The organism is Vibrio sp. Vb0937 (assembly GCF_033338855.1).
Genome location: NZ_JAWOTK010000423.1, coordinates 1 through 1,070 on the forward strand (window position 1 = coordinate 1; position 1,070 = coordinate 1,070).

General features: G+C 48.1%; 1 protein-coding gene. It reads left to right on the forward strand.

The genetic code is table 11. From position 1 onward, the window contains the following. A partial coding sequence (locus R7P67_RS26220) for a DASS family sodium-coupled anion symporter (RefSeq protein WP_318086506.1) occupies nt 1-1,070 on the forward strand: 1,070 nt, incomplete at both ends.

Consider the following 1,070-nt stretch of genomic DNA (forward strand, 5'->3'; position numbering starts at 1 on the left):
CAGCACTGAATAACTTCTCGAACTCAATCATCTTCTTGTTCTTGGGTGGCTTTGCTCTCGCCGCTGCGTTGCACAAGCAGAAACTTGACCAAGCACTTGCTGACAAAGTGTTGCTGATTGCTCGTGGTCGAATGTCTGTCGCGGTATTTATGCTGTTCGGTGTGAGCGCAGGTCTTTCAATGTGGATTTCCAACACAGCAACAGCCGCAATGATGCTTCCTTTGGTATTAGGCGTCATGACGAAACTGGACGCGAAGAAAAACCACAACACTTTCTTGTTCGTTCTTCTCGGTATTGCTTACAGCGCCTCTATCGGCGGTATCGCAACGCTAGTTGGTAGCCCACCAAACGCGATTGCTGCTGCCGAAGTAGGTTTGAACTTCACGGAATGGATGAAGCTAGGTCTGCCAATCTCTTTGATTTTGATGCCAATTGCGATTTTGGTTCTTTACACCATGACCAAGCCAGATTTGAGCCACAAGTTTGAACTTGACCACAAACCTGTTGAGTGGACAAACGGCAAAATGGTCACACTGGCAATCTTCTTACTTACCGTTACTTTGTGGATTTTCAGCAAGCCGATCAACACCATGCTTGGCGGTTTTGCAAAATTCGACACCTTGGTTGCGATTGGTGCCATCTTGCTGCTAGGCGCATCTCGAGCAGTCGAATGGAAGGACATTGAAAAGACAACAGACTGGGGTGTTCTGATCCTGTTCGGCGGCGGTATCTGTTTGAGTAACGTTCTAAAAGCGACAGGCACCAGCGTTTTCCTAGCGCACAGCCTAACTGGCTTCCTTGAGCAAGCAGGTGTATTGCTCACTATCCTTTCTGTTGTTGCCTTTGTCGTCTTCTTGACTGAGTTTGCAAGTAACACAGCAAGTGCTGCGCTACTGGTACCAGTGTTCGCGACCATTGCCGAAGCACTTGGTCTATCACCAGTGATTCTGTCAGCACTTATCGCGGTAGCCGCATCTTGTGCCTTCATGTTGCCAGTTGCAACGCCACCAAATGCAATTGTGTTCGGTACGGGTCATATCAAGCAAAAAGAAATGATGAGAATCGGCTTC